General features: G+C 68.4%; 29 protein-coding genes. 17 read left to right on the forward strand and 12 right to left on the reverse strand.

Annotated elements, in window-relative coordinates; translation table 11 throughout:
* Positions 1–336: 336 nt before the first annotated feature.
* The 4 genes from pyrC to ruvX form a co-directional block, all read right to left on the reverse strand.
* A complete protein-coding gene (gene pyrC, locus ACP7AB_RS02330) occupies positions 337–1,614 on the reverse strand; it encodes a dihydroorotase (RefSeq protein ID WP_425987318.1) in 1,278 nt (425 codons plus the stop codon).
* Positions 1,615–1,765: 151 nt separating this feature from the next.
* On the reverse strand, positions 1,766–2,746 hold the full coding sequence (locus tag ACP7AB_RS02335) for an aspartate carbamoyltransferase catalytic subunit (protein WP_425987319.1): 981 nt from the start codon (positions 2,744–2,746) through the stop codon (positions 1,766–1,768).
* Between the two features lie 48 nt (positions 2,747–2,794).
* Entirely contained in the window at positions 2,795–3,718 is a 924-nt protein-coding gene (locus ACP7AB_RS02340) for an AEC family transporter (RefSeq protein ID WP_425987320.1), read from the reverse strand.
* Positions 3,715–4,194 (reverse strand): Holliday junction resolvase RuvX, encoded by a 480-nt coding sequence (gene ruvX, locus ACP7AB_RS02345; RefSeq protein ID WP_425987623.1) that lies wholly within the window; start codon positions 4,192–4,194, stop codon positions 3,715–3,717. Before ruvX ends, ACP7AB_RS02340 begins: the two co-directional genes overlap by 4 nt.
* Before the next feature lie 72 nt (positions 4,195–4,266).
* Between ruvX and ACP7AB_RS02350 the strand changes: the two genes are divergently transcribed.
* From ACP7AB_RS02350 to ACP7AB_RS02380, 7 genes are all read left to right on the forward strand, one after another.
* Positions 4,267–4,788, forward strand: a complete 522-nt coding sequence (locus ACP7AB_RS02350) for a hypothetical protein (RefSeq protein WP_425987321.1) — start codon at positions 4,267–4,269, stop codon at positions 4,786–4,788.
* Positions 4,789–4,861: 73 nt separating this feature from the next.
* Positions 4,862–5,149: an Asp-tRNA(Asn)/Glu-tRNA(Gln) amidotransferase subunit GatC gene (gatC, locus tag ACP7AB_RS02355; protein ID WP_303695527.1), complete on the forward strand. Its 288-nt coding sequence runs from the start codon at positions 4,862–4,864 to the stop codon at positions 5,147–5,149.
* Complete coding sequence (gatA, locus tag ACP7AB_RS02360; protein ID WP_425987323.1) at positions 5,150–6,628, forward strand: Asp-tRNA(Asn)/Glu-tRNA(Gln) amidotransferase subunit GatA; 1,479 nt, start codon at positions 5,150–5,152, stop codon at positions 6,626–6,628.
* A gap of 98 nt (positions 6,629–6,726) precedes the next feature.
* On the forward strand, positions 6,727–7,908 hold the full coding sequence (locus ACP7AB_RS02365; protein ID WP_425987324.1) for a thiolase family protein: 1,182 nt from the start codon (positions 6,727–6,729) through the stop codon (positions 7,906–7,908).
* Positions 7,908–8,882, forward strand: coding sequence for an alpha/beta hydrolase (locus ACP7AB_RS02370; protein ID WP_425987325.1), 975 nt, complete (start codon positions 7,908–7,910; stop codon positions 8,880–8,882). The genes ACP7AB_RS02365 and ACP7AB_RS02370 overlap by 1 nt, the downstream gene beginning before the upstream one ends.
* Before the next feature lie 195 nt (positions 8,883–9,077).
* Complete coding sequence (locus ACP7AB_RS02375) at positions 9,078–9,419, forward strand: VOC family protein (protein ID WP_425987625.1); 342 nt, start codon at positions 9,078–9,080, stop codon at positions 9,417–9,419.
* Positions 9,416–9,820: a YkgJ family cysteine cluster protein gene (locus ACP7AB_RS02380; protein WP_425987327.1), complete on the forward strand. Its 405-nt coding sequence runs from the start codon at positions 9,416–9,418 to the stop codon at positions 9,818–9,820. Before ACP7AB_RS02375 ends, ACP7AB_RS02380 begins: the two co-directional genes overlap by 4 nt.
* Positions 9,821–9,941: 121 nt before the next feature.
* On the opposite strand, the gene ACP7AB_RS02385 is transcribed toward ACP7AB_RS02380, so the two are convergent.
* From ACP7AB_RS02385 to thiE, 5 genes are all read right to left on the reverse strand, one after another.
* Complete coding sequence (locus ACP7AB_RS02385) at positions 9,942–10,886, reverse strand: hypothetical protein (RefSeq protein ID WP_425987329.1); 945 nt, start codon at positions 10,884–10,886, stop codon at positions 9,942–9,944.
* 160 nt (positions 10,887–11,046) lie between these two features.
* Positions 11,047–12,084 carry a cytochrome d ubiquinol oxidase subunit II gene (gene cydB / locus ACP7AB_RS02390; protein WP_425987330.1) on the reverse strand — a complete coding sequence of 346 codons (1,038 nt, stop codon included), beginning with the start codon at positions 12,082–12,084 and terminating at the stop codon, positions 11,047–11,049.
* Complete coding sequence (locus ACP7AB_RS02395; RefSeq protein WP_425987332.1) at positions 12,081–13,526, reverse strand: cytochrome ubiquinol oxidase subunit I; 1,446 nt, start codon at positions 13,524–13,526, stop codon at positions 12,081–12,083. The genes cydB and ACP7AB_RS02395 overlap by 4 nt, the downstream gene beginning before the upstream one ends.
* A 120-nt stretch (positions 13,527–13,646) precedes the next feature.
* Positions 13,647–15,317 (reverse strand): ATP-binding protein, encoded by a 1,671-nt coding sequence (locus ACP7AB_RS02400; protein ID WP_425987333.1) that lies wholly within the window; start codon positions 15,315–15,317, stop codon positions 13,647–13,649.
* An 84-nt stretch (positions 15,318–15,401) separates the two neighbouring features.
* Positions 15,402–16,040 (reverse strand): thiamine phosphate synthase, encoded by a 639-nt coding sequence (thiE, locus tag ACP7AB_RS02405; RefSeq protein ID WP_425987334.1) that lies wholly within the window; start codon positions 16,038–16,040, stop codon positions 15,402–15,404.
* A gap of 131 nt (positions 16,041–16,171) precedes the next feature.
* Here thiE and ACP7AB_RS02410 point away from each other — a divergent pair, with 131 nt between their 5' ends.
* Positions 16,172–16,357 (forward strand): (2Fe-2S)-binding protein, encoded by a 186-nt coding sequence (locus ACP7AB_RS02410; protein ID WP_425987336.1) that lies wholly within the window; start codon positions 16,172–16,174, stop codon positions 16,355–16,357.
* 143 nt (positions 16,358–16,500) lie between these two features.
* Positions 16,501–17,001, forward strand: coding sequence for a bacterioferritin (gene bfr / locus ACP7AB_RS02415; protein ID WP_425987337.1), 501 nt, complete (start codon positions 16,501–16,503; stop codon positions 16,999–17,001).
* 2 nt (positions 17,002–17,003) lie between these two features.
* On the opposite strand, the gene ACP7AB_RS02420 is transcribed toward bfr, so the two are convergent.
* Positions 17,004–17,729: an ABC transporter permease gene (locus ACP7AB_RS02420; protein WP_425987338.1), complete on the reverse strand. Its 726-nt coding sequence runs from the start codon at positions 17,727–17,729 to the stop codon at positions 17,004–17,006.
* A complete protein-coding gene (locus tag ACP7AB_RS02425; RefSeq protein ID WP_425987339.1) occupies positions 17,729–18,673 on the reverse strand; it encodes an ABC transporter ATP-binding protein in 945 nt (314 codons plus the stop codon). Before ACP7AB_RS02425 ends, ACP7AB_RS02420 begins: the two co-directional genes overlap by 1 nt.
* A gap of 93 nt (positions 18,674–18,766) precedes the next feature.
* On the opposite strand from ACP7AB_RS02425, the gene ACP7AB_RS02430 reads away from it, so the two are divergent.
* The 6 genes from ACP7AB_RS02430 (at position 18,767) to ACP7AB_RS02455 (ending at position 22,765) form a co-directional block, all read left to right on the forward strand.
* Entirely contained in the window at positions 18,767–19,267 is a 501-nt protein-coding gene (locus ACP7AB_RS02430; protein WP_425987340.1) for a DUF2975 domain-containing protein, read from the forward strand.
* Positions 19,267–19,509 (forward strand): helix-turn-helix domain-containing protein, encoded by a 243-nt coding sequence (locus tag ACP7AB_RS02435; protein ID WP_425987341.1) that lies wholly within the window; start codon positions 19,267–19,269, stop codon positions 19,507–19,509. The genes ACP7AB_RS02430 and ACP7AB_RS02435 overlap by 1 nt, the downstream gene beginning before the upstream one ends.
* A 63-nt stretch (positions 19,510–19,572) precedes the next feature.
* Positions 19,573–20,130, forward strand: coding sequence for a tryptophan-rich sensory protein (locus ACP7AB_RS02440; RefSeq protein WP_425987342.1), 558 nt, complete (start codon positions 19,573–19,575; stop codon positions 20,128–20,130).
* An 84-nt stretch (positions 20,131–20,214) separates the two neighbouring features.
* Complete coding sequence (gene efp / locus ACP7AB_RS02445) at positions 20,215–20,784, forward strand: elongation factor P (RefSeq protein ID WP_425987343.1); 570 nt, start codon at positions 20,215–20,217, stop codon at positions 20,782–20,784.
* A 121-nt stretch (positions 20,785–20,905) separates the two neighbouring features.
* On the forward strand, positions 20,906–21,712 hold the full coding sequence (locus tag ACP7AB_RS02450) for an inositol monophosphatase family protein (RefSeq protein ID WP_425987344.1): 807 nt from the start codon (positions 20,906–20,908) through the stop codon (positions 21,710–21,712).
* A gap of 42 nt (positions 21,713–21,754) precedes the next feature.
* Positions 21,755–22,765, forward strand: a complete 1,011-nt coding sequence (locus ACP7AB_RS02455) for a glycerophosphodiester phosphodiesterase (RefSeq protein ID WP_425987345.1) — start codon at positions 21,755–21,757, stop codon at positions 22,763–22,765.
* On the opposite strand, the gene ACP7AB_RS02460 is transcribed toward ACP7AB_RS02455, so the two are convergent.
* Positions 22,762–24,618: an ABC transporter transmembrane domain-containing protein gene (locus ACP7AB_RS02460; protein WP_425987346.1), complete on the reverse strand. Its 1,857-nt coding sequence runs from the start codon at positions 24,616–24,618 to the stop codon at positions 22,762–22,764. The genes ACP7AB_RS02455 and ACP7AB_RS02460 overlap by 4 nt on opposite strands.
* Before the next feature lie 134 nt (positions 24,619–24,752).
* On the opposite strand from ACP7AB_RS02460, the gene rpmE reads away from it, so the two are divergent.
* Both rpmE and ACP7AB_RS02470 read left to right on the forward strand, forming a co-directional pair.
* Positions 24,753–24,977: a 50S ribosomal protein L31 gene (gene rpmE / locus ACP7AB_RS02465; RefSeq protein WP_303695506.1), complete on the forward strand. Its 225-nt coding sequence runs from the start codon at positions 24,753–24,755 to the stop codon at positions 24,975–24,977.
* Between the two features lie 164 nt (positions 24,978–25,141).
* Positions 25,142–26,731: a L,D-transpeptidase family protein gene (locus ACP7AB_RS02470; protein WP_425987347.1), complete on the forward strand. Its 1,590-nt coding sequence runs from the start codon at positions 25,142–25,144 to the stop codon at positions 26,729–26,731.
* Positions 26,732–26,742 lie beyond the last annotated feature (11 nt).

Raw genomic sequence — 26,742 nt, forward strand, 5'->3', positions numbered from 1 at the left:
CAGATGGAAGTCCGCAGCCCAGATCGGCTGGACCGGTGCCAAATCCCAGCCGGCTCGGTCTGTGACCTGGACCCCGGCCTTCGCCGGGGTGCACGGAGGCTGGATCGGCGTCGGGAGCCCAATCAGGTCGCGCAAATTTTTCTACGCGACGCCCAAATCCCGATCTGGTCAGTCACAGTGGGACCCGCACCGCGATTTGCGCGCCTTGGTTCGCCGAGACCCTATACTTCCCAATCACGGTTCGCGGAGAGAGCGAACAGAGGCGATTTCATCCGTTTCGTCCGTTTCGTCAGGGTGTTTTTCGTCCGGACGGACGGACAAAACTCTCGCCAAGCGTCAGTGCTCGAACACGACCCGCCCGCCGACGATCGTCATCTCCACCCGGCCCTGCAGCCTGCGCCCGTCGAACGGCGAGTTCTTCGACTTCGACCGCAGAGTGGCGGCGTCGACGATCACCGGCGCGCCCGGATCGAACAGGATCAGGTCGGCTGGCGCGCCCGCCGCCAGCAGCCCCGCCTCAAGCCCCAGCAGGCTCGCCGGGCCGTGAGTCAGTGGCCGCAGCACGTCGAGGATGTCCAGACCCTCCTCGTGATGCAGGCTGAGGGCGGCAGGCAGAAGTGTCTCCAGACCCACGGCCCCCGGCGCGGCCTCGGCGAACGGGCGGCGCTTGTCCTCGGCGGGCGCGGGGGTGTGGGCCGAGGTGATCGCCTCGATCAGGCCGTCGCGGACCGCCTCGATCAGGGCGCGCCGGTCGCTCTCGGGGCGCAGAGGCGGCTCCAGCCGGAAGAAGGTGCGGTAGTCGCCGATGTCGATCTCGTTGAAGCACAGGTGGTTGATCGAGACCGAGGCCGCGACCTCAAGCCCCCGGCCCCGCGCGCGCGCCAGCACCTCCAGCGCCGCCTCGGTCGAGATTTGATCCACAAGGAACCGCACGCCCGTCTGTTCGACCAGGGCCAGGTCCCGCTCCAGCTGGATGCGTTCGGCAATGGCCGGCGCGCCGCTCAGGCCCAGGCGTGTCGCCAGCTCGCCCGACGTCGCCACCGAGCCTTCCGTCAGCCAAGGATCGGCCGGACGACAGGCGATCAGGGCGTTGAACGCCGTGGCATAGGCCATGACCCGCTGCAGCACGCGGCTGTCGGCGATGACGTGGTCGCCGTCGGTGAAATACAGGGCGCCGGCCTCGTGCATCAGGCCGATCTCGGCCATCCGCTTGCCGTCGCGGGCCTTGGTCGCCGCGCCTGCCGCCCGCACGTTGACGAGGTTCAGGGCGGCGCCCCGCCTCTGGATGAAATCAACCATGGCCGGATCATCCACAGCCGGATCGGTGTCCGGCTGGATGACCACCGTCGTGACCCCGCCCGCCGCCGCCGACAGGCTGGCGGACTTCAGGGTCTCCTTGGGTTCGGCCCCCGGTTCGCCGGTGCGGACGCGGATATCGATCAAGCCGGGCGACAGGCAGAGGCCGCGCGCGTCGAGGATTTCCGTGGCCGAAACCGCGACCGAACCGCGTTCGACGCGGGTGATGACGCCGTCCTCGATGACCACCGAGCCGGGACCGTCGTAGTCGCTCGCCGGGTCCAGCAGGCGGGCGTTGATGATGGCCTGCGAGCTCATGCGAAAATCCTCCCCCGATGGGGGAGGGGGACCGCGGCTTCGCGGTGGAGGGGGCCCACCGCGAAGGCCGGCATCCGGGGCTGGCCCCCTCCGTCTCTACGCTTCGCTTCGAGCCACCTCCCCCGATGGGGGAGGATCTGGCGGAACGAACTCATGCCGCGCCCTCCAGCCGGGCCGACAGCGAGGCCAGGACCGCCATTCGCGCCGCGACGCCCATCTCGACCTGATCCTGGATCAGGGAGACGGTCAGGTCGTCTGCCACGTCGGAGTCGATCTCCACGCCCCGGTTCATCGGTCCGGGGTGCATGACCCTGGCGCCTGGGTTCGCCCAGGCCAGCTTCTCGCGGTCGAGTCCCCAGAAGCGGAAATACTCGCGCGTCGACGGCACCAGGGCCCCGTCCATCCGCTCCAGCTGCAGCCTCAGCATCATGACGACATCGCAGCCGGCGAGACCCTCGCGCATGTCGTGGAAGACCTCACAGCCCCAGCGGTCGGCGTCGCCGGGCACCAGGGTCGGCGGCCCGATCAGCCGCACCCGCGCCCCCATCATCGACAGCAGGGCGACATTGGACCGCGCCACCCGGCTGTGGGCGATGTCGCCGCAGATGGCGACGGTCAGCCCACCCACGTCGCCGAAGGCGCGGCGCAGGCTCAACAGGTCCAGCAGGGCCTGGGTCGGATGCTCGTGTCGTCCGTCCCCGGCGTTGACGACCGCGCAACCGACCTTCTGCGACAGCAGGGCCGCCGCGCCCGACGCGCCGTGCCGGACGACCAGAATGTCGGGCTTCATGGCGTTCAGGGTGACCGCCGTGTCGATCAGGGTCTCGCCCTTCTTCACCGAACTGGCCTGCACCGGCATGGTCACCACGTCGGCGCCCAGACGCTTGGCCGCGATCTCGAACGAGGAACTGGTCCGGGTCGAGTTCTCGAAGAACAGATTCATCACCGTCCTGCCCCGCAGCAGGTCGAGCTGCTTGGTCGACTGGCGGTTCAGATCGACGAACGAGTCCGCCAGATCCAGCAGGCTCAACACGAACGGCGGGTTCAGATCGCCGGCGGCGAGGAAATGGGGTTTCGGAAACGGGACCAGCCGGTCGGCGATAACGTCGGCGGCGGCATCAAGCTGGGTCATCGAAGCCCGGCTATACGGACGTCAGGCCCCGACCTCAAGACAATGGCCTCAAGTCAGGTGATGGAGGAACAGCAGCAGCGGCATCATCATTGCGCTGATCACCGTCGTCAGAGCGATCACACCCGCCATCAGTGGCGCATCGCCGCCCATCTGACGCGCCAGCAGATAGGCTGCCGCCGCCCCCGGCGCCGCCCCGCACAGCATCGCGACGCCCTGAGCCAGATGATCGCCGCCGAACAGGATGCACAGCCCCCACATGAGAGGCGGCATCAGGAACAATTTCACGAACGACACCCCGGCGATGGTGAACTTCCTGCGCGCCACCTCGGCGAAGCTCAGGCCCGCGCCGGCGATGATCAAACCCAGCGGCAGGGCGGCCGAGCCCAGCAGCTCCAGCGTGTCCGAAATCCCCGGCAGGCGCGGCACGCGGGCGAAGTTCAGCGCCAGGCCGATCAGACAGGCGAGCAGGATCGGATTGGCCAGCATCGCCTTAACGAGCTGGAACGGCGTCACGACCCGCTGATCGGCGCCCCATTTCGCCAGCACGGCGACGCAGGCGATATTGGTCACCGGAATGATGCAGGCGATCATCACCGCCGCCAGCGCCAGCCCCTCGGCCCCGAACGCGGTCTGGATCACCGGCAGGAAGACGAAACTGTTCCACCGGATCACACCCTGGAACACCGAGGTGTAGGCCGGCCCCTCGATCGTCATCAGAGGCTTGGCCAGCAGCGTCGCCGCCGACACGATCAGGACCGCGACGACCGCCGCCGCCGCGGCCGCCCGGGCGCTGCCGCCCGACAGGTCGGCGCCCCAGATCGCCGGGATCAGGAAGCCGGGATACAGCAGGTTGATCGAGAGTTTCTCGATCGGTCGCCACGTCGCGTCGGGCAGAAAATCCGTCTTCCTCAACCCGTAGCCCAGGGCGATCAGGATGAAGACCGGGACGACCCCGGCGATCAGGCCGATCATGTCCAGGTCTGCTGGTCGCGCACCCGGTCCAGGGCTCCCTGCAGGATCCAGGCGGCGGCCGTCCGATCCACCACCCCGGCGCGGCGCTTCCGCGACAGGTCCAGCTCGTCGATCAGGAACCGCTCGACGGCGCTGGTCGACAGCCGCTCGTCCCAGAAGGCGACGCGTGTCGGTCGAAGCCTGTCCAGATTGCGCGCGAAGGCCCGGCACGACTGGGCGCGCGGTCCCTCCGTGCCGTCCATATTGACCGGCAGGCCGATGACGAGGCCGGAGACCTTGCGGGCGTCCATCAGCTTGAACAGCGCGGCGGCATCATCGGTGAACTTCGTTTTCCGGATCAGCGACAGCGGGCTGGCGATCAGCCGGGTCGTATCCGACACCGCCACCCCGATGGTCTGCTCGCCGAGATCCAGCCCCATCCAGGCGGTGCCGGGCGGGCAGGCGGCGGGCAGGTCTGTCAGATCAAATACGGGCACAGCGCGGGCGGTAGGCGTTGCCATGCCGCCTGTCAAAGACGACAGTGAGCTTGACCATAACGGAGAGGTTCCATGTCGCGTCATCTGCTCATCGCTGTCGCCCTCGCAACCACCGTAGCCGCCAGCGCCTGCGACGCGGCGCCGGAGGTCAAGGTGACGACCACGACCGAAGCGACGGCGGCGCCCCAGGCCACGGCCCTGACCGCCAACGGCCCGTCCGAGACCCTGGCCGCGGAGGCTGTCGAAGAGAACATCCAGTGGGCCGCCTCGGTGGTGAAGGTGGACGACATCCCGGACACCGACGCCAAGCTGTTTGGCACGGCCGGCGGCGACCCGGCCATCAACGGCCTCTACACCTATCTGGCGGTCTTCCAGTCACCCGCCGACGGCTGGGCGGTCTACAAGCTGGGCGACTTCAACGAATACACCGTGCTCTCGACCGGCCCGAACCGCGTGGATCTGGAGATCAGCCAGAGCAGCTGGAACCAGCAGACCGACTCGGCCGACACCCAGGTGCGCAAGGTCATCGTCCAGTGGACCCCCGGCGAGGACGGCGGCGCGCCCGCTTCCGTCACCGTTACGCCCGCCGGGTAAGCCTGCGGTCCTTGTGCAGCGCGGCACGGGCGGCTAATCCCGCCCGCTTGCACTGAGACTATCGGAGGGCCGGATGGCCATCGACGCAGAGACGGTGAGGAAGGTCGCGCACCTCGCCCGCATCAAGACCCCCGACGACCGGCTGGAGCCGCTGGCCGGGGAGTTGAACGGCATCATGGCCTGGATCGACCAGCTCAACGAGGTCGACGTGGTCGGCGTCGAGCCGATGACCTCGAACGTCGCCCAGCCGCTGCGCCTGCGCGACGACGTCGTAACCGACGGCGCCAGGGTCGAGGCGGTCCTGTCCAATGCGCCCAAGTCCGCCGACGGCTTCTACGTCGTGCCCAAGGTGGTCGAATAGATGTCTGACCTCACGAAACTGACCCTCAAGGCCGCCGTCGACGGCCTCAAGGCCAGGGCCTTCTCCTCCGAGGAGATCACCCGCGCCTTCATCTCGAACATCGAGGCCGCCAACCCGACCCTGAACGCCTATGTCGTGGTCACCGCCGACAAGGCGATCGACATGGCGAAAGCTTCCGACGCTCGCATCGCGGCCGGAACCGCCGGCGTGCTGGAAGGCGCGCCGCTGGGGATCAAGGACCTGTTCTGCACCGACGGCGTCCAGACGACCGCCGGCTCCAACATGCTGCGCGGTTTCGTCCCGCAGTATGAGTCGACCGTGACCGCCAACCTGTGGCGCGACGGGGCGGTCATGCTGGGCAAGCTCAACATGGACGAGTTCGCCATGGGCTCGTCGAACGAGACCTCGGCCTTCGGCCCGGTCGTGAACCCGTGGAAATCGAAGACCTCCAACGCCGACCTGACGCCGGGCGGCTCCTCGGGCGGGTCGGCCTCGGCCGTCGCCGCCGACCTCTGCCTGGCCGCCACGGCCTCGGACACCGGCGGTTCGATCCGCCAGCCCGCCGCCTTCACCGGCACGGTCGGGATCAAGCCGACCTACGGCCGCGCCAGCCGTTTCGGCATGGTCGCCTTCGCCTCGTCGCTGGATCAGGCCGGGCCGATCACGAAGACGGTCGAGGACGCTGCCCTGATGCTGCAGTCCATGTGCAGCTTCGACGTCAAGGATTCGACCAGCCTCGACATCCCGACCCCCGACTGGTCCGCCTCGGTCGGCAAGTCGGTCAAGGGCCTACGCATCGGCGTGCCGCGCGAATACGTCGTCGACGGCATGCCCGCAGAGATCCAGGCCCTGTGGGACCAGGGCGTGGCCTGGCTGCGCGACGCCGGCTGCGAGATCGTCGACATCTCCCTGCCGCACACGAAATACGCCCTGCCGACCTACTATATCGTGGCCCCGGCCGAGGCGTCCTCGAACCTCGCCAGGTACGACGGCATGCGGTTCGGTCACCGGGCGTCGAACACGACCTCTCTGACCGACCTCTACGAGACCAGCCGCGCCGAGGGCTTCGGCGCCGAGGTCAAGCGCCGCCTGGTCATCGGGGCCTATGTGCTGTCGGCCGGATTCTACGACGCCTACTACGTCCGCGCCCTGAAGGTCCGCCGCCGCATCGCCGAAGACTTCGACAAGGTCTGGGGCCAGGTCGACGCCATCCTGACGCCATCGACGCCGTCGGCCGCCTTCGCCATCGGCGACAAGCAGATCGACCCGGTGACGATGTACCTCAACGACGTCTTCACGGTGACGGCGAACCTTGCCGGCCTGCCGGGGATTTCGGTGCCGGCGGGCGTGGATTCCAACGGATTGCCGCTGGGTCTTCAGGTGATCGGCAAGGCGCTGGACGAGGCAACCGTGCTTCAGGTCGGCGCAGCGCTGGAACAGGCGGCCGGCGGGGTGGGTCGGGCCGAGCGCTGGTGGTAGCCGCCTCCCTCTCCCGGCGGGAGAGGGAAATCGCCCTCCCCTCGCAATCCACCACGGTGAACGCTACATCCGCTCCACGTCATTGTGAGAGCCCATCCATGTCCGATCCCGTCGTCATCGTCGCCTTCGCTCGCACGCCCATCGGCGGCTTCCAGGGGGCGTTCAACGGCGTAAAGGCGACCGAGCTGGGGGCCATGGCGGTCAGGGCGGCGGTCGAGCGGGCGGGCGTCGATCCGGCAAAGATCGAGCAGATCTACATGGGCTGCGTCCTGCCGGCCGGCCTCGGCCAGGCCCCGGCGCGTCAGGCGGCCATCGGCGCCGGCCTCGGCCAGCATGTCGAGGCGACGACGGTCAACAAGATGTGCGGCTCGGGCCTGCAGGCTGTGATGATGGCCTCCGACAGCCTCGTGGCGGGCAGCGCCGACATCATCGTGGCGGGCGGCATGGAGTCGATGACCGGCGCCCCCTACCTGATGAACAAGCACCGCGGCGGCGCCCGTATCGGCCACGATGTGATCGTCGACAGCATGTATATGGACGGGCTCGAGGACGCCTATACGCCCGGCAAGCTGATGGGGAATTTCGCCGAGGACTCGGCCCGGACCTATCAGTTCACCCGCGAGCAGCAGGACGCCTATGCCCTGGAGAGCCTCAGCCGCGCGCTGAAGGCCATCGAGACCGGCGCCTTCAAGGCCGAGATCACCCCGGTCGAGGTCCCGGGCCGCAAGGGGACCGTGACGGTCACCGAGGACGAACAGCCCGGCAAGGCCATGCCCGAGAAGATCCCGACCCTGAAGCCCGCCTTCTCGAAGGACGGCACCATTACCGCCGCCAACGCCTCGTCGATCAGTGACGGCGCCGCCGCCCTGGTCATGACGCGCGAGAGCGTCGCCCGGGCGCTGAACCTGCCCGTCGTCGCCCGCATCGTGTCCCACGCCGCCCACGCCCACGAGCCGGGCCTGTTCACCACCGCTCCGGTCCCGGCCATGCAGAAGGCGCTGAAGAAGGCCGGCTGGTCGGTCGAGGACGTCGACCTGTGGGAGATCAACGAGGCCTTCGCCGTCGTCCCCATGATCGCCATGCAGGAGATGGGCATTGAGCACAGCAAGCTGAACGTGAACGGCGGCGCCACGGCCCTGGGCCACCCGATCGGCGCCTCGGGCGCGCGCGTCCTGACCACCCTGATCTCGGCGCTGCAGAACCGGGGCAAGTCGAAGGGCGTCGCCTCCCTGTGCATCGGGGGCGGCGAGGCCGTAGCGGTCGCGGTCGAGCTGGCCTGATGATCGATCTCAGCCGCCGTTCCCTTCTCGGCGCGGCGGCTGTCACCACAGCAGCGGCGGGCGCCGCCCGGGCGCAGACCATCGCCCCGGCCGATCCCGCTGAAGTCGTCCATCTGTGGCCGAACGGCGCGCCTGGCGGAGAGACTGTCACCGTCACGCCGATCGTGCCGGAGCGCTCGACCGACCCGGCCTTCCACGACCGCTTCGCCCAGTACACCACCGACCCGATCCTGACCGTCATGCGGCCGGAGCGACCGAACGGCGCCGCCCTGCTGCTGATCCCCGGCGGCGGCTACCGCTGGGCGGTGGTGGACAAGGAGGGGATGGACTGCGCCCGCGTGTTCGCGGCGGCCGGTATCACCTGTTTCGTCCTGCGCTATCGCCTGCCCGCCGACGGCTGGGCCGCCGGTCCGAACGCGCCGTTGCAGGACGCCCAGCGGGCCTTGCGCCTGATCCGCGCCGATGCGGCCGTCTATGGCGTCGATCCGGCCCGTATCGCCAGTCTGGGCGCCTCCGCAGGCGGTCACCTTGCCGGCCTGCTCGCCGTCCGTCACGACGCGACCTACGAGGCGATTGATGCTGCGGACCATGTCTCGCACCGCCCCGACCTGAACATCCTGCTCTATCCGGTCGCGACTATGGCAGATCCATTCGTTCATGCCGGATCGCGTGAACACCTGCTGGGCCTGTCGCCAACGCAAGAACAGATCGCACAATGGTCACTGGACAGGATGGACTGGACCGGTGTCGGTCCCACCGTCCTGATCCACGCCCTCGATGACACCAGCGTGCCGCCGGAAAACAGCCTCCAGCTCCTGACCGCGCTCCGTGCCGCCCATGTCGTCAGTGAGGCCCATCTGTTTCAGGAAGGCGGCCACGGCTTCGGCATCCGCCTGATCGCCGGAAAGCCCGCCGCCGTCTGGCCCGAGCTGGTGCTGGCGTTCGGCCGCCGGAACGGCTGGCTCAGCGCGTAAACAGGCGGACGACAGGTTCTCGAGCCGTCGGCGCGGGCTGTCGCCTCGCCTCCCGCATCAGGCGGATCAAGTCATCCGGGCCTGTCGACAGAACGATCATCGGGCGCCTCTTCGTTGCGAACTATTCGCAAGATTGCTTGGTCTTTCGCGTCGTGGCAAGCCGGTTTCCGGCGGCTTTTTCATCGGATCACGACAATACGAAGCGACGGAAAACTCGACTATCTGGAACTGCCCTCGACCGGGTTGCCTGAAACCAAGACCTTCTATGAGGCGGCCTTCGGCTGGACCTTCCAGGACTACGGCCCGACCTACGCCGCGTTCGACCAGGGTCTGGACGGTGGCTTCGACGCCGAGGCGGACCGGCCGAGAGCGCCCCTGCCCGTCCTCTACGCCGCCGACCTGCAGGCCATGCTGGCCAGGGTCGAGGCGGCGGGCGGGACGATCCTGAAACCCATCTTCGACTTCCCCGGCGGTCGGCGCTTCCACTTCCGCGACCCGTCCGGCAACGAGCTGGCGGTCTGGTCCGAGGGCGGATGAAGACCTGCGGCGACTGCGGTCTGTGTTGCAAGATCATGGGCGTCACCGCCCTTGAGAAGCCTGCGGGCCGCTGGTGCCGTCATTTCGGCAAGACCACCGGCTGCGCCATCTATGACGAGCGGCCGAACGATTGTCGCGTGTTCAACTGCCTGTGGCTGCTGACCGAGGCGCTGGACGACAGCTGGAAACCGACGACCTCCGGCTTCGTCCTGCACTCGGAACTGGGCGGGGCGCGGCTGGTCGTCGAATGCGACGCCGCCCGCCCCCATGACTGGCGGCGCGAGCCCTATCAGACGCAGCTACGTCGCTGGGCCGCCGCCGAGGGTCAGGAAGTGCTGATCTTCGCCGGCAAACGCGGCGTCCGGCTGGGCGTCACGGACGCGCCCGTCAGACGCGCCTAGCGCGTTCGTTGGTCAAAGGGACTCAAAGGAGCGCGGACCTCCAGGTCCGCTCTTTGCGCCGCCGAAGAGCGGACCTGGAGGTCCGCGCTCCAAGGGTGCCGCAACTCACCCGTCGAACGCCCTAGCGGACGTCCACCGACTGACCGATCCGCTCCGCCAGGGTCCGGTCGGCGCCGTCCACGCTGGTGATCCAGACGTGGACCTCCAGCGGCGCAGACGGGCGGGTGAACAGGTGCTCCAGCGCCACGCGCCGCCCGTCCTCAGTCGCCACGACCGAGGCGCGAGCCCCGGCCTCGACCATCTCGCCGCTGTAGATCGGGAACTGCGACGCGGGTCCGGCATAGACCATGACCAGCGGCTGCTGCCCGCGCCGGATGGTCCAGATGTTGAAGTTCGGCCCGGGCCGACCGGTCGTGATCGTGAAGCCGGCGGGCAGGTCGATGGTGAACGGCAGGGCGCGGATGGCCGGCGCGTCCAGCACCGTCATCGGCGGCGGAGGCGGCTCGGCGGGGGCCGTGACCACCGGTGCCGGGGCCGGGACAGTCGCCGCCGGAGGGGTCGGTCGAGGCGCCGGACCGGTGACGGGCGTCGAGGTCGTGGTCGGAGCGGCTGGGGTTGTCCGAGGCGCAACAGTGGTCGGAACGGGCGTGGTCGCGCGCGGAGCGACGGCGCTCGGCGGGGGAGCCATGGCTCGAGGCGTCGTGACGGGCGCCGTCGCAGTCGGCGCACGAGCCGGCGCGGCAGTCGTCGGCGCGGGTGTCGCGGGTGTCGCCAGAGGCTGGGTCCGGGGCGGATTGGCCACCCCCGGCGGGGTGATCGGCGCGGCCGTCGGCGGGGCGGTCACGGGCGCCGAGGGAATCGGGGCGATCCGTCCGGGCAGCGGGAGGCTGAAGACGGGCGGCGGCAGGGTCGTCGCCGGGGCTGGCGACACGGTCGCCGGGCGCGGAGCCGGGATGGCTGCGGCGGGGGGTGCCGCGTTCAGGCTGCGGGTCAGGGCGCTGCCGGTGGAGGGCGCGGCCTGGGTCTGGGCGATCAGGAGCGCGGCGAGGACGAGGATATTCGACATGGCCGCGACCATCGCCTCTCAGCCCATGAACGGCAAGCTTCTCAGCGCATAGGCGACGACGGCGACCGTGGCCGATCCGGCGACGCAGAGGCCCGCGAACCAGGCCAGCTTCTTCCACAGCGGGCCGGCGTCTTCGCCGGCCTCGGGTGGGGGAACGGGCTCAATGATGATAGCCGGCCTCCTCGTCGATCTTGCCCCGGAACACCCAGTAGACCCACGCCGTGTAGGCCAGGATCAGCGGCAGGATCGCCGCGGTCCCCACCAGCATCAGCCCCAGCGCATTGTCGGGCGCCGCCGCCTGCCGGAAGTTCAGGGCATAGGGCACGATATAGGGGGCGAACCCGACCGCCAGCCCCAGATAGCCGGACAGGAAGACCAGGATCGCCCCGACGAACGGCCAGCGATGCGACCCCTTTCGGCTCATCACGAACACGATGCCCAGACCGATCAGGCCGAGCAGCGGGATCGGCAAGAGCGGCAAGAGCTTCGCCAGTTCCAGCGCGAACCCGTCGTGCAGATCGAAGCCCCAACGCTCGGCGACACGCGGATGGATCAGCAGGGTCGCCACGCTGACCGCCGCCAGCAACCCCGTCACGATCAGGGCCGAAATGCCGGTCCAGCGCTTCGCATCACCGTGCAGATTGTCCCTGGTCTTCATCATCAGCCAGGCCCCGCCCAGCAGGGCGTAACCGGCCACCAACCCCGCCGCGACCAGCAGGGTGTAGGGCGTCAGCCAGTCGAACTGGCCGCCGGCGAACCGGTCGTCGCGCACCGTCACCCCCTGGATGAAGCCGCCCAGCACCAGACCCTGGGCCACTGCGGTCAGGATCGACCCGCCGGAGAACATCTGGGTCCAGAATTTGCGGCCCCTGTTGCGCGCCCGGAAGCGGAACTCAAACGCCACGCCTCTCAGGATCAGCCCCGCCAGCATCAGCAGGATCGGCAGATACAGCGCCGGCATCAGCACCGAATAGGCCAGGGGGAAGGCCGCCAGCAGCCCCCCTCCTCCCAGCACCAGCCAGGTCTCGTTGCCGTCCCAGACCGGGGCGATGGTGTTCATCATCACGTCCCGCTCGCCCGGGGACTTCGCGAACGGGAACAGGATGCCGATCCCCAGGTCGAAGCCGTCAAGCGTCACGTACAGCAGGACAGAGACGGCGATCAGCCCAGCCCAGATGAGTTGCAGGTCGAGGTTCATTTCGGGTCTCCCGGCACCCCGTCGGGTCGGCCCGGGGTCGTGTCCTCGGGCGCCCTGGCGAGCGGCGTGCCCGGCGGGCGCTGTCCGCGCGGCGGCGGCGCCGTGACGGCGGCGACCGGCCCCTCGGCCATCAGTCTGAGGATGAAGATGGCCCCGGCGGTGAACACCACGGAGTAGACCAGGACATAGGCGATCAGCGAGGTGGCCACCTGACTGGTCACCACCGGCGAGACGGCGTCGCGCGTCTTCAGCACGCCATAGACGACCCAGGGCTGGCGTCCGACCTCGGTGACCATCCAGCCGGCCAGGACGGCGATGAAGCCGGCAGGCCCCATCAGGACGGCGAAACGCAGGAACAGCGGGCTGTCGAAGATTTTCTTGCGCCAGATCAGGACCGCGCCCCAGGCGCCGAGCCCGATCATCAGCAGGCCCAGGCCGACCATGATGCGGAAGCCGAAGAAGGGGATGAAGGGCGGCGGCTGATCCTCGCGCGCCCAGCTGTCCAGCCCCTTGATCACCTCGTCCTTCGGCACGCCCTGGATCAGGTTGCCGACGCCCGGGATGGAGACCTCGAAATGGTTCTTCTGCGCGTTACGGTCGGGAATGCCGAACAGGTGCAGCGGCTGGTCGGCCCGGGTCTCCCAGTATCCCTCGATGGCGGCCGTCTTGGACGGCTGGTATTTGTGCGCGACCTCACCCGAGGCGTGGCCGACGACGAGTTGCAGCGGGGCGAGAACGGCGATCAGCCCCACCGCCATGACCAGGGAGATGCGGCTTTCGCTCCAGCCCTCGGTCTTCACTCCCGCGGCGCGGTCCTTGAGCAGCCGCCAGGCCGAGACGCCGCCGACCACGAGTCCCGTCGTCAGGAAGGCGGCCAGCAACATGTGCGCCAGTCGCGTCGGGAAGCTGGGGTTGAAGATGACCTGCAGATAGTCGGTCGCCTCGAACCGGCCGTCGGCCATGATCTGGAACCCCTGCGGCGTCTGCATCCAGCTGTTGGCCGACAGGATCCAGAAGGCCGAAATCGTGGTGCCGACGGCCACCAGAACGGTGGAGGCGAAGTGCAGCTTCGGCCCCACCTTCTTCCAGCCGAACAGCATGACGCCCAGGAAGGACGCTTCGAGGAAGAAGGCCGTCAGCACTTCATAGGCCAGCAGTGGACCGATCACTCCGCCGGTCAGGCGGATGAACTCACTCCAGTTGGTGCCGAACTGGTAGCTCAGCACCACGCCTGACACGACGCCCATGCCGAAGCTGAGCGCGAAGATCTTGACCCAGAACAGATAGAGGACCTTGAAGGCCTCGCGCCTGGTCCAAAGCCACAGCCCTTCCAGCACCGCCAGATAGGCCGCCAGCCCGATGGTGAAGGCCGGGAACAGGATGTGAAAGGCGATGGTGAAGGCGAACTGCAGTCGTGACAGCAGCAGGGCGTCGAGGTCCACGGGGTGATCCTGGTGACAATGCGATGGCGGCGGAGTGCGCCCTCTCATCGGCAGTGTCCACAAGCGCGAACGGCGCGCGACAGTCGGTCGCGTTATTTCATCAATCAGTGAATACTGACATCAGGCGGCGGGCAATTCGATCCAGAAAGTGGCGCCCTCGCCCGCAACGGACACGACGCCGATCGACCCGCCCTGCAGCTCGACGAGCCGCTTGGCCAGGGCCAGGCCGATGCCGTGCCCCTCGATCGCCGATCGCTCCAGGCCCAGCCGGTTAAACGGTTCGAACAACTGGGCCTGTTTGTCGGGCGACAGTCCTGGGCCCTTGTCGATGACCTCGATGCGGACGCCGTCATAGACCCGCTTGGCCCGGAACAGGACCTCGCCTCCCGCCGCGCCGTATTTCACGGCATTGGTCGCCAGGTTGTCGATCACCTGGGCCAGGCGCTGGGAATCGGCCAGGGCCACCAGGCCGTCGCCCTCGCAGATGACTCTGAGCGACAGCATCCGGGCTTCCGGGCGCATCGCTGTGGCGCGTCGAACGTCTTCCAGGATGCCGGGGATGTCAGTCGGGCGCATCTCGACCTTGACCGCCCCGGACTCGGCGCGGGCGACGTCGAGCAGGTCGTGCGACAGGGCCTCGACCTGGCGGGCCGTCTTGACCAGCATGGCGGCCATCTCGGCCTGGGTCTCGGTGATGGGGCCGAGTTGCCCGGTCGACCACAGGTCGCCGATGCCGATGATGCCGCCGATGGGGCTCTTGATTTCGTGGGCCACGTTGGCGAGCAGGCGCGACTTGGCGGCCGAGGCCTTCTCGGCGCGAAGCTGCCCCGCCTTGGCCCGCGCCGACAGGCGGTCGCGTTCCTCCAGCAGGGAGGCGACCAGCAGGATCGGCAGATAGCCGAACAGGAGCGTCAGCTGCAGCAGCACGGCGCGTTCGGACAGATCGCCGATCACCAGATGCCAGGGCCCGGCGCCCATCATCAGCGAGCCTAGAGACAGCACGGAGATGACCACCAGGGCGGCGGTCACCCCGATGACCCTCAGGCGAGCCGCGATGACGATGAGCACGGGCACCATGACAAAGCCCAGCGGCATGTCGAGCACGAAGTAGACGGTCACGCAGATGACGATCAGCAGGCCGAATGTCAGCACCGTCTCGGCCGCGCGCCACGGGTTGAACATCGCCCGGACGGCCCGCATGTCGAGCGCCAGGATGAACGATCCGATCACCGCCAGGCCCAGGGCATGGCCGAACCACCAGGTCTGGAAGGTCGGCACAAACGGCGTCCCGCGGGTCAGCAACAGGAAGGCCCCGGCGGCCAGTCCGGCGACGGCGGGGGCGACACCCGCGGTGCACAGGATGAACCGGCACGCGCCTGCCACTGTGGCCAGATTCAGGGTGGGGGCGAACCGCCGGGCCAGCCATACGGCCAGCACGATCTCCAGCATGTTGAGCGCCGTAAACCCGAGGGACAGGATCGGGCCGTTGCCGGCAAGGAACTCACCGGCGAGGACCCCGAAGGCGATCAGCCCGCCGAAGGCCAGATCGTAGCCGAACCCCCGGCCGCTTCTCAGCCAGACGGCGACGGCCAGGCCGTTGGCCGCCCAGAGCGCCGCGATCATGTCGGCCGTGCGGGCCGTGGAGATCGCCGCAAAGACCAGGACGGCGACACCCAGAACCGTCAGCATCGGCGCCAGGGGCTGGGCGAACAGCCCGGCAGCCGTGGACGTGCGCCCCGGACGCGCGGCTGCGGCGATAGGCTCCAGGGCGTCCGTATCGGTCGCGGTCATCGCGCGGCTTTGAAGCATACAGGGTAACTCTAGGTGGGCAGAAGAGGGTCGACCTTAACCACAGCTTCCTAATATCCCCTGAAGTCAGCCGTTTTCCGACAGAAGCTTCGAAAACCGACGCACCGCCTCGGCGGGCCCCTCGGGATGCGCCCAGACGCCGGCGCTGACCGCCAGGAAGTCGGCGCCTGTCGCGATCAGGGGCGCGGCGTTTTCGATCGTGATGCCGCCGATCGCCACCGACGGGATCTCCATCGTCTCCTGCCATATGGTCAGGATATCGGGTTCCGGGCGATGCACGGTGTCTTTGGTCGAGGTGGGATAGAAGGCGCCGAAGGCGACGTAGTCGGCCCCCTGCTCCGCCGCCTCCATCCCCAGGTGGCGGCTGTCGTGACAGGTCGCGCCGATCATCGCCGACTTGCCCATGATACGCCTCGCCGAGGCCACCGAGGCGTCCTCCTGCCCGACATGCACGCCGTCGCAACCGAGCGCCGAAGCCAGATCCGGCCGGTCGTTCAGGATCACGGCCACGCCCCGGCTCTGCGCGATGGGCGCCAGCCGCCGGACCGCTGCGGTGATCGCCTGATCCGACGCCGGCTTGATGCGTATCTGCAGTGCGGCGACTGGTCCCGCATCCAGGGCCGCCTCCAGCCGGGCGGCGAAGGCCTCCAGGTCGTCGATGACGGGCGGGGTGATCAGATATAGCTGGCAGGCGGGCGCGGACATGGGCCGCAGGTGCGACGCCCGGAGCCTGTCGTCAACCACCCCTCCTGCCGATCGCATTGCGAACGCGTTGCAATCGCCCAAAATCCTGCTATAGCGAACCAATCGCAACTGACGCCTCGAGGCAGCCCGCTTTGTACGTGTGTAACTGTAACGGCCTGAAACAACGCGACGTGGCGCGCGCGATCGAGGCGGGCGCAACCCGCCCGCGCGAGGTTTTCCAGCGCAATCAATGCGAAGCACAATGCGCCAGATGCGTCTGCGAAATGCGCCAGATGATCTCGGAAACCCGCGAATCCTGGGCCCTCGCCGCCGAGTAGGTTCGCCGTCCTGCGGACCAAAATCATTCGCAATATCAATGTGCCGATAAGCACTCGCAACTGAACACAGGCGTTTTCCTGTGCTATGCCCTCGTCATGAACGGCTCCGACGGGGCCGCCCGCAGAGCAAGGACGAGACGGCCATGAAGGGCGATCCCGCGATCATCCGCACCCTTAACGCGGTGCTGACCAACGAGCTGACGGCGGTCAATCAGTATTTCCTGCACGCCCGCATGTTCGAAAGCTGGGGCCTGAAGCACCTCGGCCAGATCATCTATGACGAGTCGATCGGCGAGATGAAACACGCCGACATGCTGATCAAGCGGGTGTTGTTCCTCGACGGCCTGCCCAACCTGCAGGACCTGCACAAGCTGAAAATCGGCGAGACCGCCGTCAAATGCCTCGGCGCCGACCTGCAGCTGGAACTCGGTGGGCGCGAGACGGTGATGGCCGGCGTGGCCCAGTGCGAGGCGGCCCGCGACTTCGTCAGCCGCGACATCCTGATGCGCATCCTCAACGACACCGAGGAGCACATCGACTTCCTCGAGGCCCAGTTCAAACTGATCGAACAGCTGGGCGAGCAGAACTATCTGCAGTCGGCCATGACCGAGATCGCCCCGGACAAGAGCGCCACCGGCAACTGATCCTAGAGCACCTCGCGGCGGCTCAGATGGGCGACCGCGAGGGCCAGGACGACGAGGCCCAGACCGCATCCGAGGGCGAGCGCGGTGTTCACACGCCAGCTCTCGGTCGCCAGCATGTTCACCGGCATCTGCCAGGGGAAGAACACCCCCTGCTTGGCCGACGTCGCCACGACCGAAAAGAAGGTCCCGCCGATCCCGACCACGAGGGCGGGCACGAAGCTGGCGAAGCGCAGCGCCGTCCATAGCTGGATGGCGACCATCAGGATGGCGGCCAGGAAGACCTTGCCCATGGTCGCGGCGTATCGGCCCAGCTCGAACGGTCCCGTGGGCGTCAGGTCCGGCTTGATCGTCGCGGCCAGCATGACCGCGCCCCAGGTCAGGACCAGGGTCAGGACGCTCATGATCGCGACCACGGCCAGGACCATCACCGCCTTGGCCGCATAGGGACGCCAGCGCGGCAGGGGCAGGCTGCGCAGATGATCCCACGACTTCGGGCCGTGCTCCATATGGGCCACGAGGGCCGTCAGGGCGGTGACGCTCATCGGCAGCATGAAGAAGGCCCAGATGCCGATCGCACTGATCATCCACATCTCCCAGGGCTGGGCCGCTTTCCCGCGCAGCAGCATGAAGAAGCCGAAGACGGCGATCAGCGACGGGGCGGCGACCGCCAGCACGGCGGCCAGCGACCGGTTCAGCTTGCGGATTTCGACGGACAGGACGGCGAGCATCAGACGGTCTCCGTTTGGCGTGCGGCCGCAGCACGCGGCGCGGTGACGTTGCGATAGATGCCCTCCAGCGAGGGGCTGCGCGGGCCGATGGCGAAGACCCTGACCCCCGCATTGACCAGGTCGCTGTTTACGGCCGCGGTCGCCGCGTCATGGTCCGCTCCGGGCCTCAGCCGCGCGACCAGACCGGCCGCGTCCGACGTCAGGGTCAGGTCGTGGCCCGTCAGCACCCCCCTCGCCCGGTCCGGATCGTCGACACGCAGGCCGATCTCCGGCGCCAGGTCCGCCTTCAGCGCCGCGAGTTCGCCCTCGAGCACCAGCCGCCCGTCGTGCACGATACCGATATGGGTCGCTGTCTGCTCGATCTCGCCCAGCAGGTGGCTGGACAAAAGCACTGTCGCCCCCGTGCGATCCGGCAGGTTCCTGAGGAAGCGTCGCATGTCGGCGATACCGTCGGGATCGAGCCCGTTGGTCGGCTCGTCCAGAATCAGCACCGGCGGCGCGCCGAGCATGGCCCGCGCGAGACCGAGCCTCTGGCGCATGCCCAGCGAATAGTCCGCGACCCGCCGACGCCCGTTGTCGGTCATGTCGACGACCTCCAGCACCCGGTCGATCTCCGTCGCCGGCAGGCCGAGCAGCACACGCGTCAGGTCCAGGTTCTCCCGGCCCGTCAGATTGGCATAGAAGCCGTGGGCCTCCAGCAGCGCCCCGACTTTCCGCGCCGCACCGATCCGGTCCCGGCCCACATCGACCCCGCAGATCCGCGCCGATCCGGCGGTCGGATTCAGCAGGCCCAGCAGCATCTTCAGCGTCGTGGTCTTGCCCGCCCCGTTGCGGCCCAGGAAGCCGTAGACCGCCCTCTCCGGCACCGTCATCGACACCGCATCGACCGCTCGGTGCTTGCCGAACCGTCGTGTCAGTCCCTCGGTCTCGATCGCCGCCGCCATGCCCGGGCCCCGTTTCGTTTAAGTCAGATATAAAGTTGCGAAGGACGCGTCTTTAAGTCAAGATTAAAGATCAGACAGGAATTCAGCGACGCCATGACGACCCAGGACTTCACCCGCTTCCGCCGCATGTGCGGCCAGTTTCGCTGGCTCGCCGTCTTCATGGTGTGCAGCGTGGGCGCCATCCTCGCCCTGATGCACCTCGTGGTTCCGGCCATCTTCGTGTCGCGAGGGGCCCCTCGCATGGAGTACGAAGTCTGGCTGGAGCAGACCGTCTGGAACACGCCGGCGCTCTTCTATCTCTTCGCCGTCTGGTCGATCGGAACGGCGATGGGCCAGTTGGCGAAGGGGCGCTTGATCCAGCCGACGCTGTCCAGGGCTCTGCGCCACGTCGGCATCGCCCTGGGCCTGGGCGGTCTGCTCAGCGTCTTCGGCATCACCAATATTCTGGGCCTGATCGGAGGCAGCCGCGCCAGCATCGCGAACTTCGACGTCGCCTCCATGACCCTCGGCATGATCGGCGGGGCATTGTTCCTGCTCGGCCGCGTCGTGGATCAGGCCGACCGCATCCAGTCCGAGCTGGACGAGATGATCTGATGCCGGTCCGCGTCACCCTGGACCGGCTGATCGTCGCGCGCGGGATCAAGGCCCGCGATCTGGCGGCCGAGGTCGGTCTCAGCGAGACCCAGTTGTCCCTGTTCCGCTCCGGCAAGGTGAAGGGCATCCGCTTCTCGACCCTGGCCCGCATCTGCGCCGCCCTGAACTGCCGGCCCGGCGACCTGCTGGACTATGACCACGACCCGGCCGACCTGGCGCGCGCCGACGACGAGGACGTCTGAGCGGGAATCGCCCGGAACCGCCTGGGCCGCCGACCATTCCTCCTCCGCTGGAGGAACGAGGCCATGACCGACATCGACGAGACCATCGACGACGTGCGCGAGGCCGCCGCCGGGTTCCTCAATGCAGATGGACGCAGCGCCGGCCACGTCGCCTTCGGCATTGCGGCGACGGTCGGTTTCGCCTTGCTGGCCACGGCGCTCGCGAGCGGCGCGATCAAGCCGCCCCGGCGCACGGCGGCCCAACGGCGTGACGGCGACGCCCCCGTGGCCGAGCGCCCTCGCGGCGCCTTCAGCCTGATCCTGCCCGCCGTCTTCTCGGCGACCACCCTGTCCGCGGTGCGGGTCTGGAACGCTCCGTCGAACGCCACCCGGACCAGCGCCATGGTCCTGTGGGCCGGGGCCCAGACTATCAACGCCCTGTGGATCGCCCTTCGACCGGCCAGCCGGGGCATGCAGATCGCTGCGGCCATGACCTCCGCCGGCCTCGCCGCCGCCTTCGCCCATGAGGCCCGCAAGCTGGACCCGACGGCCGGCAAGCTGGCCAACCCCACCGCGCGCGGCGTCGCGTTCGTCAATGCCATGGACCGCAAGGCCGAGGCGCGGCAGGCGACCGTGCACTGACCTTGCCCTGACGACCCGCCTCCTATAGGGATCGCGCCCGATTTCGCGCGCCGTACCGGCTGCGCCCCAACCCCTGTGATTCCCATGGCGAAAATCAACGGCAACACCATCAAGCCGGGCATGGTCCTGCAACACAACAACGGCCTGTGGGTCGTCACCAAGGCCAGCCACGTCAAGCCTGGCAAGGGCGGCGCCTTCGCCAACGTCGAGGCCAAGAACCTCGAGACCGGCAACAAGCTGAACGAACGCTTCCGCTCGGAAGACAAGGTCGAGCGCGTCACGCTCGAGCAGAAAGGCTTCTCCTTCCTGTACGAACAGGGCGACGCCCTCGTGTTCATGGACGACGACACCTACGAACAGATCGAACTGCAGAAGACCTGGGTCGGCGAGGATTCGATCCCCTACCTCCAGGACGGCATGAAGGTCGTCATCGAGATGCACGACGACCGTCCGATCGGCCTCAACCTGCCCGATCAGGTGACGGTGACCGTCGCCGAAACCGAGCCGACCGTGAAGGGCCAGACCGCCTCGTCGTCCTACAAGCCCGCCATGGCCGACAACGGCGTGCGCATCATGATCCCGCCCTATATGTCGGCCGGCGAGCGCATCATCGTCGACACCTCGACCGGCGAATACGTCCGCCGCGCCGAATAGGCCGACGCACCACCGACGACCGGAGGCGCATGTCGCGCCCCTGTGAACTTCTCCGTCTGTCCGGGCGCCACTCCATCGAGGGTGGGGGCCTTTTCAGGACAGGCGGACCAGGAGATTCCCCATGGCCCTCGCCTCCGCCCTCGTTTCCGTCATCATCGACGCCGTTCGCAAGACGGCCCGGCCCATGCTGCGCGACTTCGGCGAGGTCGCCCAGCTGCAGGTCTCGCGCAAGGGTCCCGGCGACTTCGTCACCGCCGCCGACATCAAGGCCGAGGACACCCTCTACGAACTGCTGATGAAGGCCCGCCCCGGCTACGGCTTCCTGGGCGAGGAGCGCGGCATGATCGAGGGCACCGACAAGTCCCACACCTGGGTCGTCGATCCGATCGACGGCACGACCAACTTCATGCACGCCATGCCCCACTTCGCCATCACCGTGGGCCTGCAGCGCTACGCGCCGGACGGGTCGTCGGAGATCGTCGCCGGCGTCACCTACAACCCGATCATGAACGAGCTGTTCTGGGCCGAGAAGGGCAAGGGCTGCTATCTGAACGACCAGCGCATCCGTGTCTCCGGCCGTCGCGACCTGTCTGAATCGCTGATCGCCACCGGCCTGCCCTTCATCGGCAAGACCGGCCACGCCCAGTCGATCAAGGACATCCACGCCGTCGGCCAGCGCGTTGCCGGCATCCGTCGTCTGGGTTCGGCGGCTCTGGACTTCGCCTGGGTCGCTTGCGGTCGCTTCGACGCCTACTACGAGCGCAATCTGAAGCCCTGGGACGTGGCGGCCGGCATCCTGTTCGTCACCGAGGCCGGCGGCCAGGTCACCACCATCGACAACGACGGCGATCCGAAGACCGGCGTGTCCATCCTGGCGTCCAACCCGGAACTTCACCCGCGGCTGCGCAAGGTGCTTCAAGCTTCCTAGGGGGGTCACAGGGGCGTCACGCCCCTCCCCTACCGCTGGCGCATGATCCGGTTCATCCTCGCCATCCTGCTCCTCGCCAGCCCGGTCGCCGCCCAGACAATGCCGCACCCGCTCGTCATCGCCCACCGCGGCGCCTCCGGCGAGCGACCCGAGCACACGCGTGCGGCCTATGAATTGGCTATCGAACAGGGTGCGGACTTCATCGAGCCGGATCTGGTCATGTCGAAGGACGGCCAGCTGGTCGTCCGGCACGAGAACGAGATCGGCGGCACGACGAACGTCGCCGACCATCCCGAATTCGCCGCACGACGCACGACGAAGACCATCGACGGCGTCCCCACCACCGGCTGGTTCACCGAGGACTTCACCCTCGCCGAGCTCCGCACGCTGCGCGCCCGCGAGCGCCTGCCGGCCCTGCGTCCGGGCAACACGGCCTGGGCCGACGAGACGATCCTGACCTTCCAGGAGGTCATCGACATCGCCCACGCCGCCTCGGCCCGCACCGGCCGCGTCATCGGCGTCGCGCCGGAGCTGAAACACCCGGGCTATTTCGTCGGCCTCGGCCTGCCGATGGAGCCCGCCTTCGTCGAGGCCCTGCGCGCCAACGACCTGATGAGCGCCAACAGTCCGATCATGATTCAGTGTTTCGAGATCGACTGCCTGCGCTCCCTGAACCAGCAGACCGACGCCCCCCTGCTCCAGCTAATGTCGCCGTCCGGCGGCCCCGCCGATCACCCGGACATGACCTACGCCGCCATGGCCACGCCGGAAGGCCTCGCCGGGATCGCCACCTATGCCGACGCCGTCGGGGTCGAGACCGCCCTGATCATTCCCCGCGCGCCCGCCGGCGCCGCCGGAACGCCGACGGCCCTGGTCGCCGACGCCCACGCGGCGGGTCTGAAGGTCGCCGTCTGGACCTTCCGCGCGGAGGACATCTTCGTCCCCGTCGACTATCGCGGGGACCTTTCCGGCTGGATCAGGCGCTTCTACGATCTCGGCGTGGACGCGGTGTTCAGCGACTTTCCGGGCGTGGCTGTGCAGGCACGAGACTAACCCTCCCGGAACTGCAACTCCGCCAGACGCGCATAGAGGCCGCCCCTAGCCACCAATTCGTGGTGCGTGCCTTCCTCGACCGCGACGCCGTCCTCCATCACCACGATCCGGTCGGCGCGCAGGACGGTCGCCAGCCGGTGGGCGATCACCAGTGTCGTGCGCCCCTCCATCGCCAGATCCAGCGCCGCCTGCACCAGCCGCTCGTTCTCGGCGTCCAGCGCGCTGGTCGCCTCGTCCAGCAGCAGGATCGGCGCGTCGCGGACGAGGGCCCGCGCGATCGCCAGCCGCTGGCGCTGTCCGCCGGACAGGCTCTTGCCGCGCTCGCCCAGCGGCGTCGCGAACCCTTCTGGCAGGGCGTCGATGAAGGTCAGGGCCTGCGCCTCCTCCGCCGCCTTGCGCACCTCGTCTACCGAAGCCTCCTCGCGACCGAAGCGGATGTTCTCAAGCGCCGAGCCCGAGAACAGCGGCGCCTCCTGCGACACCCAGGCGAACCGCCCGCGCACCTCGGCCGGATCAGCGGACCGGACGTCGACGCCGTCCACGCTGACCGCGCCTTCCTGCGGGTCGTAGAAGCGCAGCAAAAGGCGGAACACCGTCGACTTGCCCGCTCCCGACGGGCCCACCAGAGCCACCGTCTCGCCCGGCCGCACCGTCAGGTCGAAGCCCTTCAGCGCCGGCAAGTCGGGCCGTCCCGGATAGGCGAACCGCACCCCCGCCATGGCCACCCGGCCTTCAGGCGGGCTCGGCAGGGCGACGGGGTGCTCCGGCGCGGCGATCGACGCCTGGGCCTTCATCAGTTCGTCGATCCGCTGCATGGCGCCCGAAGCCTTCTGCACATCGCCCCAGCTCTCGCCCAGCGCGCCCACCGCCCCGGCCGTGAACACCGACAGCAGCACGAACTGCAGCAGGGCGCCGGGCGTCATCGCGCCTCGGATCACGTCCTGGGCCCCGAGCCACAGCACCAGGGTGACGCCGCCGAAGATCACCACGATGACCACGGCCGTCATCCAGGCCCGGGCGCGCATACGCACGATGGAGACGCCGAACGCCTCTTCCACCACCGCGCCGAACCGCTCCACCGCGCTGCGGACGCGACCGAAGGCCTGCACCGTCTCGATGGCGTCCACGCTCTCGCCGGCGAAGCCCACGGCGTTGGCGAACCGGTCCTGGGACTTCACGGTCAGCTTTCTGACCGACCGCCCGAACAGGAAGATCGGCGCCAACAGCAGGGGCGCGGTCAGCAGGACCAGTCCCGTCAGCTTCGGGCTGACGATGAACAGCAGGATGACCCCGCCGATCAGGGTCAGGAAATTCCTCAGGGCGAAGGACACCGAGGTCGTCAGCAGGGTCTCGACCAGGGCGATGTCCGTGGTCAGGCGCGACAGCACCTCTCCGGTCCGCATCCGCGCAAAGAAGGACGGATCCAGCGTCAGGATTCGGTCGAACAGGGCCTTTCGCAGGTCGGCGATCATCCGCTCGCCGGTCTTGGTCACGTAGAAATACCGGACCGCCGTCGCGAGCCCCAGAATCACCGCGTTCAGCCCAAGGATCAGGAACCAGCGATTGATGTCCGCGCCGCCATTCTCGAACCCGTGGTCGATGGCGCCCCGCGCCGTCGCCGTCAGGCCCAGGGACGCCGCCGTGGATCCCAGCAGCCAGAAGCCAGCGATCACGGCGTCCAGCCGGTGCTGCATGAGATAGGGCCACAGCCGCAGCAGGGGCCGGACGTCCTTGCGCTTCTCGCGCCGCGCTCCTGCCTCGCCCATCTGTTCGACGAGGACGGCCCCGGCGCCGGGACGTCCCACCGCCTCCGTGCTGGAATAGGCGTCCTGGGTCGGCGAGGGCGTGCTCATGCGCGGGTCTTGCCCCGGAACGCCCTGCGGTGTAAACGCCGCCGCTCATTCCCGCCGGGACCTCGGCGGGTTTTCTCATTTTTCACGCACCGACGGTCGGCATCGTCACCGCGTACAGAGACCGGAATACGACCATGAAGGCCGATACGCACCCCGACTACCACTTCATCACCGTCACCCTGACGAACGGCGACACGTACAAGACGCGTTCGACCTACGGCAAAGAGGGCGACACGCTGAACCTGGACATCGATCCCTCGACCCACCCGGCCTGGACCGGCGGCAACCAGCAGATGCTGGATCGCGGCGGCCGCGTGTCGCGCTTCAACAACAAGTTCGGCGGCTTCATCAAGAAGTAGGCCGTGTCGCCGGTCCCTGGCCGGTGCGACAAAGACGTCACGAAGAGCGCCGGTCGCCCGACCGGCGCTTTTTGTTTGTCTGGAACGTCGATAACATGAAGCCGTTCGACACCCGGGCGTGGACACGGGGCTCCACCAGGCGTCGGACCAAGGCGAATACGACCATGAATCGACGCGAACTCACTCTCGGCGCAGCCGTCTCGGCTCTGGCCGGTTCGGCCGCGGCCCAGAACGCTCCGATGGGCGCCCAGGTTCAGGGCCAGCCGCAGACCGTCGTCGTCACGCCGACCAGCCCCTACTACGCCGCCTTCAACGCCCAGCTGGAGCGCCTGCCCGCCGCGATCCAGCCCGACGTCCGCGCCTTCTACGAACTGAACGGCTGGCAGCCGGCCTGGACCGGCGCCCGCCTGCGGACCCTGAACCAGGCCTCCGCCCGCGCGGAGCGCCACGGCCTGTCGCGTTCGGACTTCTTCGACTTCGTAGGCCTCGCCGCCGATCCGGACACGGCGGACATGCGCACCACCGCGGCCGCCATCACCTACGCCCGCGTCCTGGCCGAGGGCCGCATCCGTCCCGAGACGGTCGAGGACCTGTGGGAGATGGAGAAGAACCGGGTCGATCTGGCGGTCGGCCTGAACGACGCCCTGGTCCAGAACAAGGTCGTCGAATGGTTCGAGGGCCTGGCCCCGACCGACATCGGCTATTCGAACCTGTCCGCCGGCTACGTCCGCTACCGCCGAATCATCCGCGAGGGCGGCTGGCCGCGCTTCGTCGCAAGGTCCGGCACGATCGAGCCGGGCGCCAGCGACAACCGCGTGCCCGCCATGATTGCCCGCCTGGTGGCCGAGGGCGACCTCAGCGCATCTGACGGCGCCCGCCTGACCGCCGAGGGGCTGGTCTACGGCCCGCAACTGCAGACCGCCATGCGCGGCTTCCAGGCCCGACACGGACTGGCCGCCGATGGCCGCATCGGCGCCGGCACCCAGAGCTCGCTCGGCGCCTCGGCCGAAGACCGCGCCCGCCAGATCGCCCTGAACCTGGAACGACGCCGCTGGCTGAAGCGCGACCTGAATCCCGAGCGGATCGAGGTCAACACGGCCGCCGCCATCATGGTCTACTGGAAGGAAGGCCGCCCGGTTCACTCCAACCGCGTCGTCTGCGGCTCGCCCGCCAACCAGACGCCCAGCCTCGAGAAGCCCTTCGCCTCGGTCGTCGCCAATCCGCCCTGGTACGTGCCCGCCGGGATCGCCCGCCGTGAGATCCTGCCGCGCGGCCCCGGCTATCTGGCCAGCCAGAACATGTACATCTCGAACGGCACGGTCATCCAGCGCGCCGGCCCCACGGCCGCGCTCGGCTATGTGAAGTTCGAACTGCGGGACAGCTACGCCATCTTCCTGCACGACACCCCGTCCAAGGCGGCCTTCAACCTGTCGATGCGCCAGCGCTCGCACGGCTGCGTCCGCGTCCAGAACGCGGTCGAGTTCGCGCGCCTGCTGCTGTCGCCCGATCCCATCCTGCTGGGCCAGTTCGACGACGCCCAGGTCAGCCGCGAGACCCAGCGTATCCAGACCGGCCGCGAGATCACCGTGCGCCTGCTCTACTGGACCGCCTTCGTCGACGGCCAGGGCCGCGTCGCCTTCCGCGAGGACGTCTATCGCCGCGACCAGAAGCTGGCCGAGGCCCTCGGCATCGCCGTCAGCCTGCCGGCCGTGGTCGATGACGGGACCGCCGTGGCGAACGACGTCGGGCCGTAAGTCACAAAGGC

The sequence above is a fragment of the Brevundimonas sp. TWP3-1-2b1 genome (assembly GCF_049896165.1).
In the GTDB taxonomy this organism is placed as follows: Bacteria; Pseudomonadota; Alphaproteobacteria; order Caulobacterales; family Caulobacteraceae; genus Brevundimonas; species Brevundimonas subvibrioides_B.